We start from the raw sequence: 17,709 nt of genomic DNA, 5'->3' as shown, positions 1-17,709 counted from the left end.
TAACTTTCAAGAAGTTGCAAATTTCAGGCTTTTGGGTTGGTTTGACATTTAGCTATTAATTCTTCTATATGAGTACAAAGTCCGTGAAGGAGTTTAAGTTCCCAGAATGTAAGTCCAGTTCGTCCGAAAAAATGCCTAAAATTATTTATTATTCTTTTTTCAATGTCAGGGTTATCAGGTATGTAGTCAATTTTTTTCAAAAGCTTAAAGAGCCTTTCATAAAGTTTATTAAGCTCTGTTTGACTTACATAAAACTGACGGTTCATATGAAAATCTTTCAACTCCTCGCACCTCATAAGTTCATATGCAACAATTAAAACTGCCTGTGCAAGATTTAAAGAGGGTTGTAACAGCGATGTAGGAATAGTTATAAGATATCCACATTTTTCAACTTCTTCATTGAAAAGCCCTTTGTCTTCTCTCCCAAAAAGTATAGCAACTTTATTATTCTGAGCTACTTCATAAACTCTTTTTACGCCATCTTTTACATCAATAATTGCTCCTCTTTTTGCTCCTCTTCTACGAGTTGTTCCAATGATTAATGCTTTATCTTTTAATGATTCATCAAGTTCTCTAAAAATCTGAGCTTTCTCAAGAACGTCTTTGCTTGCCCATGCCATCCAGTATGCTTCATCCTGAAGTGGGACAGGATTGATAAGTGTAAGATTTGTGAAACCCATATTTTTTATTGCTCTTGCAGAAGCGCCAATATTTCCTGATTCCTTTGGTTCAACTAAAACAAAATAAACATTTTCTTTCCAGGAATGATTTAGGGTAGGCATTTAAAATGGTTCTTCCTCCGTCAGATTAGAACCTTCAAGCTCAATAAGAGTTTTGTGAAGTTCCTCTTCAGCAGTTTTAAGTTTGCTTTTACAAAAACGAATAAGCTCAGTTGCTCTTTTTACTTTTTCAACAAGCACATCTACATCAACTTCTTGAGACTCTATGTACTTTAAAATTTCTTCTATTTCTTCAATAGCCTTAGAATAGCTTAGGTTCTCCATAATCTTCCTCCTTATTTATTACTTGTCCATATATTTTCCCTTTATAAAGTTGAATCTGAACTTTTGCGCCAATGGAAGCTTCTTGAGAGTTTTTCAAAACCTTTCCATTCAAATAAGTTATGCTGTAACCTCTTTTTAAAATATTTTCTGGGCTTAGAAGATGAAGTTTTTCCCGTAGTCTTTCTATCTCAATATTTTTTAATGCAAGAGTATTTTTTAATTTTGTAAAAAGCTTTTCTTTGTAAGATTTTATCGTGAAATTTCCTCGTGTAATATTCTCTCTCATTTTCATTTTTACTCTGTTACTGAGATTTGTGATTTCAACTTCTTTTGTTTTTAGTATATAATTCGTCTTTTTATGAAGATTCTGTTTAAGTGAGAATAAGAACTCCTTTTCGCTGTGAACTTTTTTCAAGATACCATTATGAATCTCGCTTACAATCAAGTTCATCTTTTGAGACAGTTTTTCTCCCGAGTTTCTCACAGCCAGTTTAAATCTTTCCTGAAGACTCTGATTTTTTGAAATTTCAGTATTCAGAAAAGCTTCAACTTTATGAAGAATTCTCTGTTTGAGATTGTCAATTTTTGAGTCAAAATCTAATGCTCTGTCAAGAATAAATTTTGCTACCTCAGAAGGTGTTTTAAAAGACATTGAAGCAACACAGTCCGCAACAGTTTCATCTCTTGTATGTCCTATCCCTGTAAACACTGGTATAGGCATTAAAGCCATTGTTTTTGCAAGTTCATAATCATTAAAAATTGCAAGGTCAGCAACAGAGCCTCCACCACGAATTAAAATAATAGCATCAAAATCTTTAAATTCAAGACTACATCTTTGAAAAGCGTTTATTAAGGAATTCACGGCAGTTTCTCCCTGAACAAAAGCATCAAAGAGTTTAGTATAAAATTTAAATCCGTATTTATTTTCTTTTAAAATCTTTAAAAAATCTTCGTATCCAGCCGCAGATTTACTTGATACAATTGCAATTTTTTGAATAATAAGTGGAATCTTAATAAACTTATTTTTATCAATAAGTCCTTCTTTGGTGAGTCTTTCAATTGTTTCTTTTTTCTTTAGAGCCATTTCCCCAATGGTGAAGGACGGGTCAATTTGAAGAATATTTAGTTTAAAACCATATTTCTCATGAAATGTAGCTTTTCCAATGAAAAGAATTTTTATACCCTTTTGAATTTCAATTCCTGTTTTAAGGTAAAAGTTAGAGATTGTTTCAACATTACCACGCCATATAACCGCACCACATTGGGCAATAATTTCATTGTCTTTTTTTTCAACAAGTTCAATCCAGTAATGTCCATTTTTATCGCAATCTATTTTTGCTATCTCAGCAATAATCCACTGATAATCAGAAACTTCCTGAATAAATTCTTTGATTTCGGTTAAATACTGGGAAAGAGTTTGATAAATTACATCTGTTTTAAGCATTAATACATGCCTCTTTGATGAGATTTTTCATCTCTCTTACAGCTTTCTCAATTCCTACAAGAACAGCTCTTGCAATTATACTGTGACCAATATAAAGTCCTCTTAGTCCTTTTATTGCTGCTATAGATTTTACATTATAATAGTTTAATCCATGTCCTGCATTTGTTTTGAGTCCAAGACTTATGGAGTAAGCTACTGCGTCTTTAATCCTTTCAAGTTCTTTAAGTTGAACATCTCCTCTGGATTCAGAGTAATATCCTGTGTGAATCTCAACCATATCTGCTCCGATATCCTTTGAACACTCTATGTCATTACGCTCTGGATTTATAAAAAGACTCACAGGAATTCCAGCGTCCTTTATTTTTTTTATTGCTTCTTTGAGAGAATCCTTAAGTTCAATTACATTGAGTCCTCCTTCAGTGGTAAGCTCTTGTCTTTTTTCAGGAACAATTGTGACCATATCAGGTTTAATATTTAAAGCAATATTAATCATCTCTTCTGTTGCAGCCATCTCTAAATTTAGCTCACAGGGAACTACTTCTCTAAGAATTTTTAAGTCTCTGTCTTGTATATGTCTTCTGTCTTCTCTCAAATGGATGGTTATGCCATCAGCACCACCAAGAATTGCCAGTGTTGCTGCCATTACAGGGTCTGGTTCAAAAGTTTTTCTTGCTTGTCTTACAGTTGCAATATGGTCAACATTTACGCCCAAAATAACCATACTTAACCTCCGGAGATTTGATTGATTTGATTATATCACTTTTTAAAAATAGTTGACAAAATCTGATTTGAGCCTGTTCAAAAACTTGTAATTTCTTATAAATCAAAGAATTACAACTCAGAATATTTTTCATTTACCTTCATTTGCCATTGTTCGCCTTTTTTCTGTTATTGCAAGCCGCAAACAAGGAATCTCCTCCGCTAAAAGGAGGAGACTCTTCCTTAAGCTCAGATTGACATAATAGGACTGTCATTCCAACCTCTCTTTCTGTTATTCTTACACCTTTTTTTGTCATTCCAAACAAAGTGAGGAATCTCATCCTTTAATGATGAGCAGGAAACCTTTCGGCTTTGCTTTAGTAATTCTCGCAGGGTAGATTTTTCGGAGTTGTTAAGACCCTTTGGAATGATAGTTAATAATTGAACAACTATGAAAAAACGTATAGCAATGGTAAATATAAAAACATCATGAATATAACTATTTGATTTATTTAGATTTTTTCGGGGGGGGGTAATAGATTTTTATTTGAATACCGAATTGGATCGGATTTAGTAATTTGAAACATTTAAAATAATATCAAAAAATTTTTTTAAAGTTCAAGAGGGTGGAACTTTGATTTAACATTTTTTACAGCGATGTTTAACAAAAATTTCCCATATTTATAGTTTTAAGTTCAGAGAATTCTCTAATTGTTTCATAATCATGATCTTTATGAATAATTGTAGCTCTATTTTCAATAGCTATAGAGGCAATAATGCAATCTATGGTTTTTCTTACTGTTTTACCCTTTTTCTTACAATTTCTAAAAATCTCTGATGCTCTAATATAGGTTTCTATTCCTTTTGGTTTCAATACTGGGAAATAAAGGAGATATTCCTTTATAAGATTGTAAAGTTTATCATCTTTAATGCCTTGAAGAATTTCAGTCAGTATTATTTCTGTAATATAAATCTCTTCTTCAGAATTAATAAGTTCACGCAGGGTTTCACAGGCTTTTGTTTTTTCTCCACGAAGAAAATCAATCCAGACACTTGTATCTACAATTAGCAAAATCTCCCCTTTCTCATTTCATCAAGATTCCCTTCCCATTGGACTTTACCTTCAAGTTCAAGTATTTTTTTTCTCTTGAGTTTTTTTACGAGTTCACTGATTGCAAAATTAACCACATCTTTTTTAGTTTTAATCTTTGTTAATTCCATCGCTTCTTTTAAAATGTCTTCGTCTAATTCAATATTGGTTCTACGCATAATTAAACCTCCTTTAATTTTATACACATATTATATCACTTTTTTGTGTATAAATTGCTGCTTTGAATCAACAAAAAAGTAGGCATTAGTCTGTCAGGGATTTTGGTCTGAAAATCAGGCTTGTGATTCAAAAAAGGAAACGAGGGCATTTTATTTCCAGTTTTTTCCTGGTTTTCCCCAGTCATATTTATCAAACTTACCAGAAGGATAGTCATAGGTGGCTTCAAGAGTTAAAAGTTCTTCATCGTCAGTTCCTTGGAGAGTATCTTTCCAATGAGAAAGTTTCTCCTCAGGATTAAGTCCCAGTTCAGCTTCAATATGGTCAGGTAGAGTATCTCCATCTTTGTCCTTTTCGGGATTGTATCCATCTGTCCAGAAAGTTAGTGCATTGTTGAAATGGGTAAACTCATGCATGATTATCACTGAAAAAGTATCTATGTGAGTATATGTGAGAAAATTTCTACTGGTTAAAGTTGATGAAATTGATAGTTTTATCGCTGGTAATCTAATAATAAAATTCTGCCGGTCTTGAGGTTCAAGATTTTTATTTAAATCGCAGACATTTATTGTTTTATGCTCAGAGTAATAGGGATTATATTGTCCTACCACTCCTCCATGCAAACAAACGCATTTATCAATTGGAATACTATCACAATGAAATGCCAATCTCACATTTTGTCCAAAGGGCATTGCTGCAGGAGTCTGCTTCCAGTAATAAAACCAGTTGGGATATCTGCCTTGAGGATTGTTTTTTTCGTCACGAGGATAAAAAATTAGAATCTCCCTTGTCTTCTCAAGTGAGCATCCTTCAATATTCAGACGAGCTTTAACTTTCTGTTTACCGAAGGATTCACTGTGTGTTGGTAATCCGTTATATGTTACCTTTACAGTCGGACCTTTTGGTTTGGACAAACCCGAAGATGGTTGAAATACCTTATGTGAGCCTTCCATCTCAGGAATTTCCCACTCTATTGATTCTTCATATTTAACAGGAGTAGTTTTTGCTCTAAGTTCAAGAGTAAGAGTTCCTGGATTTTGTTCTGTAAAAATATACCTTTCCCCCTCTGAAGGTGATAATATTTCTATATTAACGCTTTTGGGTTCTTTGCATTTTTCAGGTTCATCCTTTTTGACTTTGAGATACAGAGTGATGGTGGAACCAGTTATGCAGCTTGACGATTTGTCAACATTTCCAATATTTTTAGTTATTTTAAAGCTACCTATGTTTAATAATTTTTCAAGTTCATGATTAGTTAATTTCCACCTTCCACTTGTGCAACCTACTTTGGTAGAGTCTGAATAATGAAGTCCATCTTTTGTATAGAATATTATTTCTGGAGTATTGGCTACTATCTCTAATTGGTCTTTCTCTAATTGATCTATGCCCACCACTCCCGAGTAGAAATTAGGATAAATTTCTCCTTTATTGATTTCGTAGTGAATAAAATTTGCATATCTTGTGCAAAATTTTGGCACAAAATAACTCCATTTTATACAGGTTTTTCCATAAAAATTCTCCACTTTTATGTTTGTTGAAAGGCTATCAAGTTCATATTCTTTATTTTTCTCAAACTCTTTTTTATAAGTATTATATTTGCGAACAACTAATATATTACCTACAAAGGTCTCTTTAATTCGGTAAAATAGTTCTTTTTCTATATGACTACTGTCATAAAACCTTTTTTCTCCTCCGTTAATTACTATATAACCTTCAACTGGAATAGCTTCTACGATTTGAGGTTCTTCTTCCTGGTTTTCTAAATCTTCAAACCTTTGTTTTGCCTGTCCATACTGCATATTTAATATATCTCTCCGCCTCTTAATTTCCTTCTCCGGGGTGTCGGCAGGTCTTGATGTAATAACGGGAATTCCTAAAATTTCTTCAGTTTTTATATTAGCTTCATCAATAGTAATTATAGATTCCTTATATTTTTGCATGAGTTCATTAAAATCTATTGTTTCTTGAGCGAAAAGATTAAATTTGTTTTTTTCTTCAATGGGTGATTGAGCTGACGAGTTGCAATAAAAAGCGATTAGTAAAAAGAAAAGAGTTGAAAATAAAAAAATTTTCCTTTCTATCACTTTAACCTCAAGTTTCTCCTTTTCCCTCAAGTATAATGATTAACATAAATTTTTTCAATTGAAAGTTGAAAAAATAAAAGAATAAACCTTATTCAATAGAGAGTGGACACGGTCAATTAGTAGAGGTTAAACTTTCTGCATAAGCAGGAAGAAAAAATTTTATAGGGGCAGTATAAATAAAACAAAACAATGCAAAGCATTTTCCTGGGGACGAAGTCCGAAAGTATCAAACAGACCGCAGAAGAAAAAGTGGCAATAGTTTTGGAAGGAATTAAATGCGGTAAATCTGTAGCTGACATTTGCAGATAGCACAAAATTAGTCCACTTATTATCGTTGGAGACTCTTACACAGGAGTGAAACTCTGTAACCCCTTGAAAATACTTATCGGGGCGAGTGGATTTGAACCACCGACCCCCTGCTCCCAAGGCAGGTGCGCTATCCAAGCTGCGCTACGCCCCGATAAATTTTAATCTAATAGAAATCCTTGAAAAAAGTCAAATTGTTATCTGTGCTTAAAATTTAGTATTATATATCAAATACCTTTCCGGAGGTGTATTATGTTAGAAAATATTAAATGGTTTGGGCATGACAGCTTTAAAATTACAGGAGAAAAAGTTATCTATACGGATCCCTTTCAAATTAAAAAGCCTGATAAGGCTGATATTATTCTTGTTACTCATGAGCATTATGACCATTTCAGTCCTGATGATATAAAAAAACTTTTAGCTCCTCACACAGTTATTGTTCTTCCAAAGGATTGTTCAGGCAAGATTAAGGCAAAAGAAGTTATTGTTAAACCAGGAGATAAAATTAATATAGAAGGTGTGGAGATAGAGGTTGTTCCATCTTATAATTTGAACAAAAAGTTTCATCCAAAGGAGAAAGGTTGGGTTGGATATATTTTCAAAGTAATGGGGAAAAGAATTTATATTGCAGGAGACACTGATTATATTCCAGAAATGAAGTCTTTTAAAGATATTGATATTGCTTTGCTTCCAGTTTCAGGAACTTATGTAATGACTGCTGAAGAAGCGGTTCAGGCTGCGTTGGATATTAATCCTAAGATAGCAATTCCAATGCATTATGGAAGCATTGTTGGTTCTGAAAAGGATGCTCAGTATTTTGCTGAAAAACTCAAGGGCAAAATAGATGTTATAATACTTCAACCAGAGAGGTAAACTATGGAATTTACAGGAGAAGAGTTAAAAAAGTTATTGTCTTCAAAAATTCAGGAAATTGGTAAAGAAATTGTAGCTTATGATGAGGTTGAATCAACTAACAGCAAGGCAAATGAACTTTTAAAACAGGGATATCCCTCAGGAACAGTTGTTGTAGCAGATAGACAAATAAAAGGCAAAGGCAGATTGGGCAGAAAATGGATTTCGCCTTCAGGGAAAAATCTTTACATGAGCATTGGTATAAAACCGACTATTCCTCCAAAATATGCTACATTACTTACTTTAACCAGTGTTGTAGCATGCACAACAGCTTTGAGAAGATATGCAGATGTGCCTGTATTGATTAAATGGCCTAATGATATGCTTGTGGATGATAAAAAAGTTGGTGGAATTCTTACAGAAATGAAGATTGAAGGAGAAAAAATAAAGTCTGCCGTAGTAGGCATTGGTATTAATGTAAATATGACAGAAGAAGATATGCCAGAAGAGATTAAAGAAATAGCCTCTTCTCTTAAGATATGTAAAGGAGAAGATTTTTCAAGAAGTCTTCTTGCTGTGGAAATAATCAAAGAATTTGATAAGTGGTATCAATTACTTGAAAAGAGGCAGAGAAAAACAATTATTGACCGATGGATGCAGTTGAGTGGCACCATAGGAAGGCAAGTTAAAATTGTTTTATCTGACAGAGAGCTTATTGCTACAGCTGAAGCTATAGATGAGGAAGGTAGGCTAATTGTAAAGCTAACTGACGGAACATATGAAAAAATCTGCGCAGGGGATGTTACTTTACTCCGAGCAAAATAATGCTTGTTGCTGTTAAAATAGGAAATTCCACTATTAATCTTGCTTTTTTCAAAGATCCCTATCAATCTGATTTTAGAATTGTTTCATTTGATACACAGGAAGTATCAAGCTGGACTGATAATCAGAAACTCCTTAATTGTCCATTTCTCAGTGATAATTATAATTTTGACTGTATAATATGTTCTGTTGTACCTGAAATTACAGAGAAATTTCTGGATTTTTTTACAAATATCTCTCATAGAACAATTGTTATAGATTACAAAACTCCTTCAGGATTAAAGCTTAATCTTAATAAACCAGAAAGTTTTGGAGTTGACAGACTTGTTGCTTCTGTGGCTGCCTATGAATTATTCAAAGAAAATATCGCGGTTGTAGATGCTGGAACAGCTACTACAATCACAGTCGTTACCAGTGAAAAAGAGATTGTTGGTGGAGCAATAATGCCAGGAATAGGCACAATGAATTATGCTCTTAATGAAAAAACATCAAGTTTGCCACTGATTGATTTAAATAAGGATGTTGAAGTACTTGGCAAAGATACTCATTCAGCAATTCTAAGTGGAATAGTTTTAGGAACAATTTATGCAGTTGAAGGAATAATAAGCGAAATTGAGAAAAAAATAAACCGTGACCTTATAATTCTTTTAACAGGTGGATATTCTCAGTTACTATCAAAATACATGCATAAAAAACATTTATTGAATAAATATCTTGTAATTGAGGGTATGAGATTGATATACTTAAAAAACATTAAAAATTAGGAGGGTGTTATGAAATTTCAGAAGATTCTTTTACCAACAGATTTTTCAGATGAGTCTTTGTACGCTCTTTCTTATGCTGTAGATTTTGCGAAAATGTTTAATGCAAAATTATATCTTCTTCATGTTATCTATGATATTGAAAAAGCATCAAATCTTCATATTCCTCGTCCGTCAATAACCGAACTTTATAAGGACTTAGAATCTCATGCCAAAAGAAATCTTGATTCTTTTGGTATTGATATTCGTGAAGATTTCAAAAATGTTGAAACAGCTGTTTTAAGAGGAATTCCTTATGAGGAAATTATAAAGTTTGCTAAAGAAAATAGTGTTGATTTGATTATTATTGGAACGCTTCCAAGAAGTGGAGTAGAAAGATTTTTTGTTGGAAGCACAACACAAAGAGTTATAAGAAATGCTCCTTGTCCTGTTCTTGTTGTAACTAAAAAATAGTAAGAATGCAGTGTGAAGTTTTAGTTGTTGGTGGCGGACCCGCTGGTAGCACCGCTGCAAGATTACTTGCAGAAAAGGGAATAGAAACAGTTTTAATTGAAAAAGACCTTACATTTAATAAGCCCTGTGGAGGAGGGATTCCGTCCGCGGGGCTGAAAGAATTTAATATTTTAAATAAACTTCGGAATCAGATACCTTTTAACATAGTAACAAAGGTGAAAATATTCCCTCCTTTTTCAGAACCAATAGAGGTTTCACTCCAAGGTGGAGAAATACTGATTTTTAATCGTCAGAGCTTTGATTCATTTATGAGAAAGTTAGCTGAGAAAAGCGGAGTAAAAATTATTGAGGCAGAACTAATAAATATAGAAAATAGTGAGTTAACAGTTAGAAAAAAAACTGGTGAAGTTCTGGAAATTTATTCTAAATATATCATTGCTGCTGATGGAGTTAACTCAAGAGTATGCTCTATTAAAGGGTGGTCAAAACCTGAATACTACTGGACAGTTAGTCTACATATCCCTGAAAACTTTATAGATACAAAAGATACATGCGAATTCTGGTTTGGTAATTCTCATGCTTCATTTTTTTATTCTTGGGTTTTTCCTGGTTTTAACTATTTTTCAGTGGGAACAGGAGCAGAAGATATTAAAAAACTAAGAACTCTTATTAGTAACTTTGTTGAAAAAAGGTTTGCAGATAAGTTAAATATTAATTCTTTCAAGTTAAGAGCTTATAAAATACCAAAATGGAGTAGAAGGAGTTTTTTTAAAGAAAATGTTATTTTTTGCGGTGATGCTCTTGGAACTGTAATGCCTATTTCATTTGAAGGGATATATTATTCTATGAAATCTGCTCAATTTGCCTCTGAAGCAATAGTGCAAAAAGATTTAAATCTTTACAAAAGATTATGGGATGAAAATTTTCTAAAGCAATTTAGCATAATGAAAAAATTTCAGGATTACATGTTTGGCAATGATGAAAGAATAGACAACTGGCTTAATATTCATAGAAATCCTGCTATTCAGGAACTTGCGATGGCTTTATGGCTGAGGAAAGAACATGGTCGTAAACTTATTCCTCTTTATTTAAAAGCTTTTGGAAGTCTTATTTCAAGAATCACTACATTTAAGATAAAATAAAATTGTGAAGAAAGCTTTAATTTATTCTTTTATTTTCCATATTTTACTATTTATTTTTATACTGCTTTTACAGGATTATTTTAAGTCTCAACAGCCTTCAGAACCTGTTTCAGTTATAATTGTACCTTTGTCTCCGCAGGTGCCTAAAATACCACCTTCTGCCAAAGCTACCCCACCTAAGACATTAGAAAAACTTCCTCCTATAAGAGAATCAAAACAACCAAAATATTTAAGTGCTATTCCAAAAGGAAATCAAGGGCAGAAAGAAGAAAAACAGAAAGAAACTGCTTCTACAGGGAATTTAAAAACAGAGAAACATTTTACAGAGTTAACTCCTAAGCAGTCTCCTAATATTTTTGATAAAGATGTAATTGCCAGACTTTCAAGGAAATCTAAGGAGAAGCAAGAGTTAGAAACATCACGCGGTTTAAGTTTTTCTGCAAAAGAATTCAATGATTGGGGATACCTTGAAAGACTTAAGGAGAAAATAGAAAGAGTCTGGCAGTATCCTCCTCAGGCTGCTCAGAGAGGTATATATGGTGACCTTTATTTGAGATTTACAATTGATAAAAAAGGCAAACTCGTTTCTGTAGAACTTTTGAGAACATCTGGCTACAGAATGCTTGATGATGCAGCAATTAAAGCACTAAAAGATGCTGAACCATTCTGGCCATTACCTGATGACTGGCAGAAAAATACTCTTACAATAACAGGACATTTTATCTATACACTGCACGGCTTTTATCTGAGGTAATCTTTTCAATTTGAATTCTTGGTGCATCAAGCCATAATCTTTCAAGGTCATAGTAGCGTCTTGTTTCTTCAAGAAATATATGAACAATCACATCACCATAATCCATTAAAACCCAGTGAGCATGTGAAAAACCTTCTATTCCGTAAAGCTTATACCCTTCCTGTTGCATTATTTCTTGTAAATATTCTGCCAGTGCTTTCACTTGGGTTGTGCTTTCAGCAGAACAGATTACAAAGTAATCAGTTATTATGGTAAGCTCTTTCAGCTCAAGAATTTTTATATCCTGCGCCTTTTTGTCATGAAGGAATTCTGCTGTTTTTAAAGCCTTTTCTTTTGAATCCATTATTTTAATTATATCATAATTTATTTAGATTCGAAAATCACAATTTCCATTGAAGCAAAAAACTCACTAATGCAACTGAAACTATAGAAGCTGTTTCAGCTTTTAAAATTCTTTTGCCTAAAGAAGCTGTTTTTATATTCATTTTCTCTGCCTGGCTTACTTCTTCCTGACTGAATCCTCCCTCGGGTCCTATCAATAAAAATATGTTTTTATCATGATTTACTTCAGATATTGTTTGAATTAAAGGTGATGTAGCCTTTTCCCAGAAAAGAATTCCATTGTCTATGGTTTTAATCAATTCAGAGAAATTAATAACATTGTTTATCTCAGGAACGATGCTCCTATGTGATTGTTCTGAAGCTTCTTTAGCAATTTTTTCCCATCTTTCAATTTTACGAGTATGTCTTACAATACATCTGTCACTAACAAATGGGATAATTTTTTTTACACCAAGCTCTGTTGCTTTTTCTATAATCATATCCATTTTTTCACCTTTAAGTAGAGCTTGACATAAAATTATTGAAAATACATCTTCTGTATGAAGTTCTTCTTCCTGAAGAATCTCTATAGTTTTTAAGTCAACTATTTTTGCATGAAAGCTTTTTCCTTTACCATTAAAAATTGAGAGTGTATCTCCTGGATGACATCTTAAAACATTGAAAAGATATTTTCTGTCTTCATTTGAAAGTTCTAAAATTTTTCCCGGAAAAAATTCACAGTGTTGAACACAAAGTCTTATTTGACTCATTAGAAAATTAGTTCAGTGCCAATACCTTTTTGAGTAAAAATTTCAAGAAGTAAACTATGAGGAATCCTTCCATCTATTATGTGAGTTTTTCTGACATCTCCTTTAAGTGCATTAAGACAGGCATAAACCTTGGGAATCATTCCTCCGCTAATAATTTGTTGTTCTATCAATTTTAAAGCTTCCTCATTTTTAAGAGTAGGAATATGATTGTTGTTTTCATCGGTTATTCCTTTAACATCAGTAAGAAGTATAAGTTTTTCAGCTTTTACTGCTACAGCAATTGCAGAGGCTACTGTATCAGCATTTATGTTATAACTTTGACCTTTTTTGTCAAAGCCTATAGGTGCAACAACAGGAATAAAGCCTTTATCCTGCAAACTCTCCAACACATCCACACAGACTTCTTCTATTTCACCAACAAATCCGATATCTGTTTCTTCATTATTGATTTTTAAATATTTTTTCTTTGTTTTTAGAAGATTTCCATCTTTTCCTGTAAGTCCAACAGCTTTTCCACCATGAGAATTAATAAGTTGAACAATTTCTTTGTTTATTACTCCACCAAGAACCATCTCAACAATTTCCATGGTTTCTTTATCAGTTACCCTGTGCCCATGAATAAACTGAGGCTCTTTATCAAGTTTTTTCATAAATTCTGTAATTTTTGGTCCTCCTCCATGTACAACAATAGGTTTTATGCCTATAAAATTGAGCAAAACAATATCCTGAGCGAAAGCATCTTTAAGAAAAGGGTCTTTTTGAGCGGCGCCTCCGTACTTTATTACAAAAGTTTTCCCATAGAATTTTCTTATATACGGAAGTGCCTCAACAAGGATATTTGCCTTTTCAAGAAGTGTTTGTTCTATATCATTCATTTAGTTCTTCTCAGAAACTCTTCTATATCAAATGCAGTGCTAACAACTTCTTTTGCTTTTAGCGCTTTGTCTTTTTCTCTTATAACAGCCTTGCCCATAAGTTTTTCCATTTTGTCAACCGCTGTAAATGTATCCATACCAGTAACAATAATTGGGATACCTTTCGCTTTAGCAATTCCTGTTACAGTTTCATTAACATGCATTCCGCCGGTAAGTATTAAACACTTTGTGGAAGTTTCCATTGCAACTATCTGGATATCTGTTCTGTGGATGCCTGTTATAACCGCTTTGTTTGGAATTCTTAAGAAATAGGAAAGTGCTGTTTCAGGGTCCATTGCTCCGATGGATAGATTGTCAACAAATTCATCAAGTTTATCTTCGCAGCAGACAAGCCCGCCATTTACTGCTTCCATAAGTCTTCTTACTGTAACAGCTTCCAGAAATTTATCTTTTTTGAAAACTCCCAAGACTTTTATTCCCCTTCCTTCAATAAATGGAACTACCTTTTCTTTAACATGATGAAACTGTTCAGGAGGAACTTTATTTATAACTGCACCTATAAATTTTTCACTGCTTAACTGTCTTATACCGAATATGTCATCCATTGCAAGTTCGCTATCCCAGTGTTGAATGGCTATAACCTTCCCATTTGTCTCCTGTAGTAAACTTATAACATCAATTCCAAGTGTAAAGCCTTCAAATATGTTGTTAGGTCCGACAACTATTACAAAATCTTTATTACTTTGCTGTGAAAAGGAGTTAATAACTTTTTCTTTTATTTTTAAATCAGTGCCTTCAAGAAGTTTATACTGTGTTTCATAAGTAAAAACAAAAGGAGATATAACACTTAATGGTTCTTCAAGTCCTAATAACTCCTTTATAAAAACAGCTTCTTCATCAAATATTTCTTCACCTTTTTTTAAAGGAATTCTTCCGAGCGGTCTTATATAACCTGTTTTATAACCTCGTTCTTGAAGAGTGAGAGATAGTCCTAAAGCAAAAAAGTTTTTTCCTGTAAAGGCTCGATTTGATATTATAAAAATGGGTATCATGTTTGTCCTCCCTGTTTTTGCTACTAAATTATTATTCTTGCATCAAGTCCTATCCCACCATTATTGAATACCATATAAGGATTAATGTCAATCTCTTTAATTATAGGGAAATCCGTAACCAACTTGGAAAGTTTTCTTATACAGTTAGCTATATCAGTTTTATCGTAAGGTTTTTCACCTCTTACTCCATCAAGTATTTTGCTGCCTTTAATTTCAGTTATCATTTCAAGTGCTTCCTGTTCTGATACAGGAACTATTCTGAAAGAAACATCTTTCAGAACTTCCACATAAATTCCTCCCAGTCCAAACATAATCATGTGTCCAAATGTTCTATCATAACTTACGCCAAAAATAACTTCTTTGCCACCTGTAACCATTTCATAAATCATTATACCTTCTATGTATGCATCTGGCATAACTCTTTTGACATTTGTTGTTATTTCTACAAAAGCATTGTAAACAGCTTTATCATTGTTAAGATTGAGCTTAACTCCACCAACATCTGTTTTATGAAGAATATGAGGTGATGAAACCTTCATGACTACTGGATAGCCAATTCTTTCTGCAATTGCCACAGCTTCCATTGGTGTTTTTGCCAATGCTCTTTCTGGGAAAGAAAAACCATAAAGAGAGAGTATTTGCATTGCCTCTTCTCCACCAATTTCTGAAACTCCCTGGGATTGCAAACTTTGAATAATCTGTTTCACTTCTTCAATATTTTGTTCAGGTATTTTTATCTGAAGTTCGTCGGATATTTCTTTGCTTTTAAGTTGGACAAAATCAACAAGTTTTCTATAGGCATGAATTGCAATAGAAGGGTCAGTAAAACATGGAATTCTGAACCCTTTAAGTTTATTTATCGCATTTCTTACTCTCTGCCCACCAATAAAGGTTGCAAAAACAGGTTTATCTGTATTATTTGCTGAAGAAATTACAACATCTGCAATGTTATCAACGTCTGTTACTGCCTGAGGAGTAAGAATTACACAGATTCCTTCTACAGAATTATCTTTTATAGCTTGATCAAGAACAATTTTATACCTTTCTGAGGTAGCATCTCCAATTATATCAACAGGATTATAAAGAGAAGCAGTTGAAGGAAGTTTTTCAGCTATTGTATCTATTGATGTTCTGGTCATTGGATCAAGTTTTATCCCGAGTCTATCTGCTGTATCCGCTGCAATAATTCCAGGACCACCAGCATTTGTAATAATGAGAAGTTTTCTGCCCTTTGGGGTTTTTTTTGAAATAAACATCTCTGCTGTATCAAAAAGTTCCTGAATACCCGAAGTTCTGATTATTCCTGTTTTTCTAAAAGCTTCTGTAAAAGCTCTATCAGACCCTGCAAGTGCGCCTGTATGTGAAGAGGCAGCTCTTGCACCTGCTTCTGTTGCACCAGATTTGATTAATATTACAGGTTTTATTTTTGTAACTTCTTTAGCTATTTCAATAAATCTTTTGCCATCTATAACATCTTCAATATATCCCAGAATTACATCAGTGTCTGGGTCTTTTGCAAAGTATTCAAGGAAATCTGTTTCATTTAAGTCAGCTTTATTTCCGAAGCTTACAAATTTTGAAAAACCAAAGTTGTTCTCTATTGCCCAGTCTATGATTGCAACACCTAAAGCTCCTGATTGAGAAAAGAAAGCAACTCTTCCTTCAGGAGGCAACTCAGCAGCAAAAGAAGCATTCATCTTGTTTTTTGTATTCATAACACCAAGACAGTTTGGTCCAACCATTTTTATCCCTGCACTTCTTACAATCTCTACAATTTCTTTTTCTCTTGCAACCCCGTCTCCACCGACTTCTTTGAAACCTGCTGTAATAACAACAACACCTTTTACTCCTGCTTTCGCACAATCTTTTAAAGAGTCTGCAACAGCTTTAGCTGGAATTACTATTATAGCGAGGTCTACTCTGTCAGGTATTGCTGATACAGAAGGGTAGCAGGGCAGAGAAAGTATTTCAGTTCTTCCAGGATTTACAGGATATATTTTGCCTGTATAACCATTAATAAGATTTTTAAGGACAGCATTGCCCACTTTTTTTTCTTCTTGTGAAGCACCAACTACAGCAATGGAGGATGGATTAAAAATAAAATCAATCATATAATAATCTATCACAAAAAAATACTTGATGGAAAGAAAATTTATTTATTTTTATATAAGATTTTCTTTTACCTTTACAAGGTTTGTAATTGTTTCATTTACAGGTATGGATAAATTGCATTGCTTTGCAAGTTTTACAATTGCTCCGTTGAATGCATCTATCTCTGTTTTTTTACCGTTTTTTATATCATAATACATTGAAGGAAAATGTTTTGCTGTTGGCGGAACGAGTTTCTCATAGAAGTAATTAAGATATTCTTTATAATCTGCCCAGTTAAGTTTTATTTTCTTAAATTTTGCAACATTGAAAATTTCTTCAACTATTTTATTCATTATTTTTCTTGTCTCTTCATGTTTGGCAAGTGTACCATAATTGCATTCAAGAATTGCTCCTAAGGGATTTAATGCTGAATTATAAAGAATTTTATCCCAAAGTATTGCATAAACCTCCTTAGATACCCTTGTAGGAAGTCCTGCTTTGTTGAAAATGTCAGCAATTTCATTTAATTTTTTTTCTGGAATCATATTGTCAGGTTGTCCAATGACAATATCATCAGCAAAAACAGTTACTTCAGCTATTGCAGGTTCAACTATTTTTGCACCGAATATTATTCTTGAAAGTATAACTCTTTCTTTACCTATAACTGAGCTTGCTATTTCATAATTTCCATACCCATTCTGTGCAAGTAAAACAAGAGTATTTTGCCCGAGTAAGGGTTTAATTTGATTTATAACAATCTCAGTATCGTAGGCTTTAACTGAAACAATGATAAGGTCTAAATCTCTATCTTGAATTTGTTCAGAGCTTGTAAAAATATTATCCAGTTGTGCTCTTTTTTCTCCGAAAAGTCCTTTTATTTCTAATGTTTTATTTCTAATTTTTCCGATGTATTTATCTTTTGTTATTCCAAAAACAGTTTCACCTGATGCCTTTAGTGAAGTAGCAAAAACTGTTCCTAATGCACCCAAGCCAAAAATCAGTATTTTCATAT

General features: G+C 33.1%; 19 protein-coding genes and 1 tRNA gene. 6 read left to right on the top strand and 14 right to left on the bottom strand.

All coding sequences use genetic code 11. From position 1 onward, the window contains the following. Window positions 1-23: 23 nt before the first annotated feature. The 8 genes from FLY87_RS00860 to FLY87_RS00820 form a co-directional block, all read right to left on the bottom strand. Window positions 24-782 (bottom strand): RNA methyltransferase, encoded by a 759-nt coding sequence (locus FLY87_RS00860; protein WP_141266109.1) that lies wholly within the window; start codon window positions 780-782, stop codon window positions 24-26. Further along, window positions 783-1,004 carry an exodeoxyribonuclease VII small subunit gene (gene xseB, locus FLY87_RS00855; RefSeq protein ID WP_012545195.1) on the bottom strand — a complete coding sequence of 74 codons (222 nt, stop codon included), beginning with the start codon at window positions 1,002-1,004 and terminating at the stop codon, window positions 783-785. Further along, window positions 982-2,448 carry an exodeoxyribonuclease VII large subunit gene (gene xseA, locus FLY87_RS00850; protein WP_141266108.1) on the bottom strand — a complete coding sequence of 489 codons (1,467 nt, stop codon included), beginning with the start codon at window positions 2,446-2,448 and terminating at the stop codon, window positions 982-984. The genes xseB and xseA overlap by 23 nt, the downstream gene beginning before the upstream one ends. Next, the gene (locus FLY87_RS00845; RefSeq protein ID WP_012546437.1) at window positions 2,441-3,169 is read right to left on the bottom strand and encodes a pyridoxine 5'-phosphate synthase; all 729 of its coding nucleotides are present in this window, start codon (window positions 3,167-3,169) and stop codon (window positions 2,441-2,443) included. The genes xseA and FLY87_RS00845 overlap by 8 nt, the downstream gene beginning before the upstream one ends. A 639-nt stretch (window positions 3,170-3,808) precedes the next feature. Then, complete coding sequence (locus tag FLY87_RS00835) at window positions 3,809-4,219, bottom strand: PIN domain nuclease (protein WP_028842504.1); 411 nt, start codon at window positions 4,217-4,219, stop codon at window positions 3,809-3,811. Beyond that, on the bottom strand, window positions 4,213-4,416 hold the full coding sequence (locus FLY87_RS00830) for a type II toxin-antitoxin system VapB family antitoxin (RefSeq protein ID WP_028842503.1): 204 nt from the start codon (window positions 4,414-4,416) through the stop codon (window positions 4,213-4,215). The genes FLY87_RS00835 and FLY87_RS00830 overlap by 7 nt, the downstream gene beginning before the upstream one ends. Before the next feature lie 150 nt (window positions 4,417-4,566). Then, window positions 4,567-6,498 carry a hypothetical protein gene (locus FLY87_RS00825; RefSeq protein WP_255446950.1) on the bottom strand — a complete coding sequence of 644 codons (1,932 nt, stop codon included), beginning with the start codon at window positions 6,496-6,498 and terminating at the stop codon, window positions 4,567-4,569. Window positions 6,499-6,883: 385 nt separating this feature from the next. Continuing rightward, window positions 6,884-6,958: transfer RNA gene (locus tag FLY87_RS00820), tRNA-Pro, on the bottom strand. Window positions 6,959-7,056: 98 nt separating this feature from the next. On the opposite strand from FLY87_RS00820, the gene FLY87_RS00815 reads away from it, so the two are divergent. From FLY87_RS00815 to FLY87_RS00790, 6 genes are read left to right on the top strand one after another with little or no spacing between them, the layout of a single operon-like run. Further along, a complete protein-coding gene (locus FLY87_RS00815) occupies window positions 7,057-7,677 on the top strand; it encodes an MBL fold metallo-hydrolase (RefSeq protein ID WP_028842501.1) in 621 nt (206 codons plus the stop codon). A 3-nt stretch (window positions 7,678-7,680) separates the two neighbouring features. After that, window positions 7,681-8,481 (top strand): biotin--[acetyl-CoA-carboxylase] ligase, encoded by an 801-nt coding sequence (locus FLY87_RS00810; protein ID WP_038059180.1) that lies wholly within the window; start codon window positions 7,681-7,683, stop codon window positions 8,479-8,481. Then, window positions 8,481-9,242 (top strand): type III pantothenate kinase, encoded by a 762-nt coding sequence (locus FLY87_RS00805; RefSeq protein WP_141266106.1) that lies wholly within the window; start codon window positions 8,481-8,483, stop codon window positions 9,240-9,242. The genes FLY87_RS00810 and FLY87_RS00805 overlap by 1 nt, the downstream gene beginning before the upstream one ends. A 9-nt stretch (window positions 9,243-9,251) precedes the next feature. Next, a complete protein-coding gene (locus tag FLY87_RS00800) occupies window positions 9,252-9,692 on the top strand; it encodes a universal stress protein (protein WP_141266105.1) in 441 nt (146 codons plus the stop codon). A 5-nt stretch (window positions 9,693-9,697) separates the two neighbouring features. Then, a complete protein-coding gene (locus FLY87_RS00795) occupies window positions 9,698-10,834 on the top strand; it encodes an NAD(P)/FAD-dependent oxidoreductase (RefSeq protein ID WP_141266104.1) in 1,137 nt (378 codons plus the stop codon). Between the two features lie 4 nt (window positions 10,835-10,838). After that, window positions 10,839-11,588, top strand: a complete 750-nt coding sequence (locus FLY87_RS00790; protein ID WP_141266103.1) for an energy transducer TonB — start codon at window positions 10,839-10,841, stop codon at window positions 11,586-11,588. Here the strand turns inward: FLY87_RS00790 and rsfS are convergent. Genes rsfS through FLY87_RS00760 form a run of 6 tightly spaced genes read right to left on the bottom strand, consistent with a single transcriptional unit; the run spans window position 11,554 to window position 17,707 of the window. Next, entirely contained in the window at window positions 11,554-11,931 is a 378-nt protein-coding gene (gene rsfS, locus FLY87_RS00785; RefSeq protein WP_141266102.1) for a ribosome silencing factor, read from the bottom strand. The two genes, FLY87_RS00790 and rsfS, sit on opposite strands and share 35 nt — an antisense overlap. 37 nt (window positions 11,932-11,968) lie before the next feature. Beyond that, window positions 11,969-12,679 (bottom strand): 16S rRNA (uracil(1498)-N(3))-methyltransferase, encoded by a 711-nt coding sequence (locus FLY87_RS00780; protein ID WP_141266101.1) that lies wholly within the window; start codon window positions 12,677-12,679, stop codon window positions 11,969-11,971. Beyond that, the gene (gene argB / locus FLY87_RS00775) at window positions 12,679-13,554 is read right to left on the bottom strand and encodes an acetylglutamate kinase (protein ID WP_141266100.1); all 876 of its coding nucleotides are present in this window, start codon (window positions 13,552-13,554) and stop codon (window positions 12,679-12,681) included. The genes FLY87_RS00780 and argB overlap by 1 nt, the downstream gene beginning before the upstream one ends. Then, window positions 13,551-14,606 (bottom strand): DRTGG domain-containing protein, encoded by a 1,056-nt coding sequence (locus FLY87_RS00770; RefSeq protein ID WP_141266099.1) that lies wholly within the window; start codon window positions 14,604-14,606, stop codon window positions 13,551-13,553. The genes argB and FLY87_RS00770 overlap by 4 nt, the downstream gene beginning before the upstream one ends. 23 nt (window positions 14,607-14,629) lie before the next feature. Further along, window positions 14,630-16,717, bottom strand: a complete 2,088-nt coding sequence (gene acs, locus FLY87_RS00765; RefSeq protein WP_141266201.1) for an acetate--CoA ligase alpha subunit — start codon at window positions 16,715-16,717, stop codon at window positions 14,630-14,632. A 51-nt stretch (window positions 16,718-16,768) separates the two neighbouring features. Then, window positions 16,769-17,707 carry a ketopantoate reductase family protein gene (locus FLY87_RS00760; protein WP_141266098.1) on the bottom strand — a complete coding sequence of 313 codons (939 nt, stop codon included), beginning with the start codon at window positions 17,705-17,707 and terminating at the stop codon, window positions 16,769-16,771. Window positions 17,708-17,709: the final 2 nt, after the last annotated feature.

The sequence above is a fragment of the Thermodesulfovibrio sp. Kuro-1 genome, assembly GCF_006538445.1.
Taxonomy (GTDB): domain Bacteria; phylum Nitrospirota; class Thermodesulfovibrionia; order Thermodesulfovibrionales; family Thermodesulfovibrionaceae; genus Thermodesulfovibrio; species Thermodesulfovibrio yellowstonii.
The sequence above is the reverse complement of the archived record's forward strand: the minus strand, read 5'-3'. Positions and strand labels throughout refer to the sequence as shown.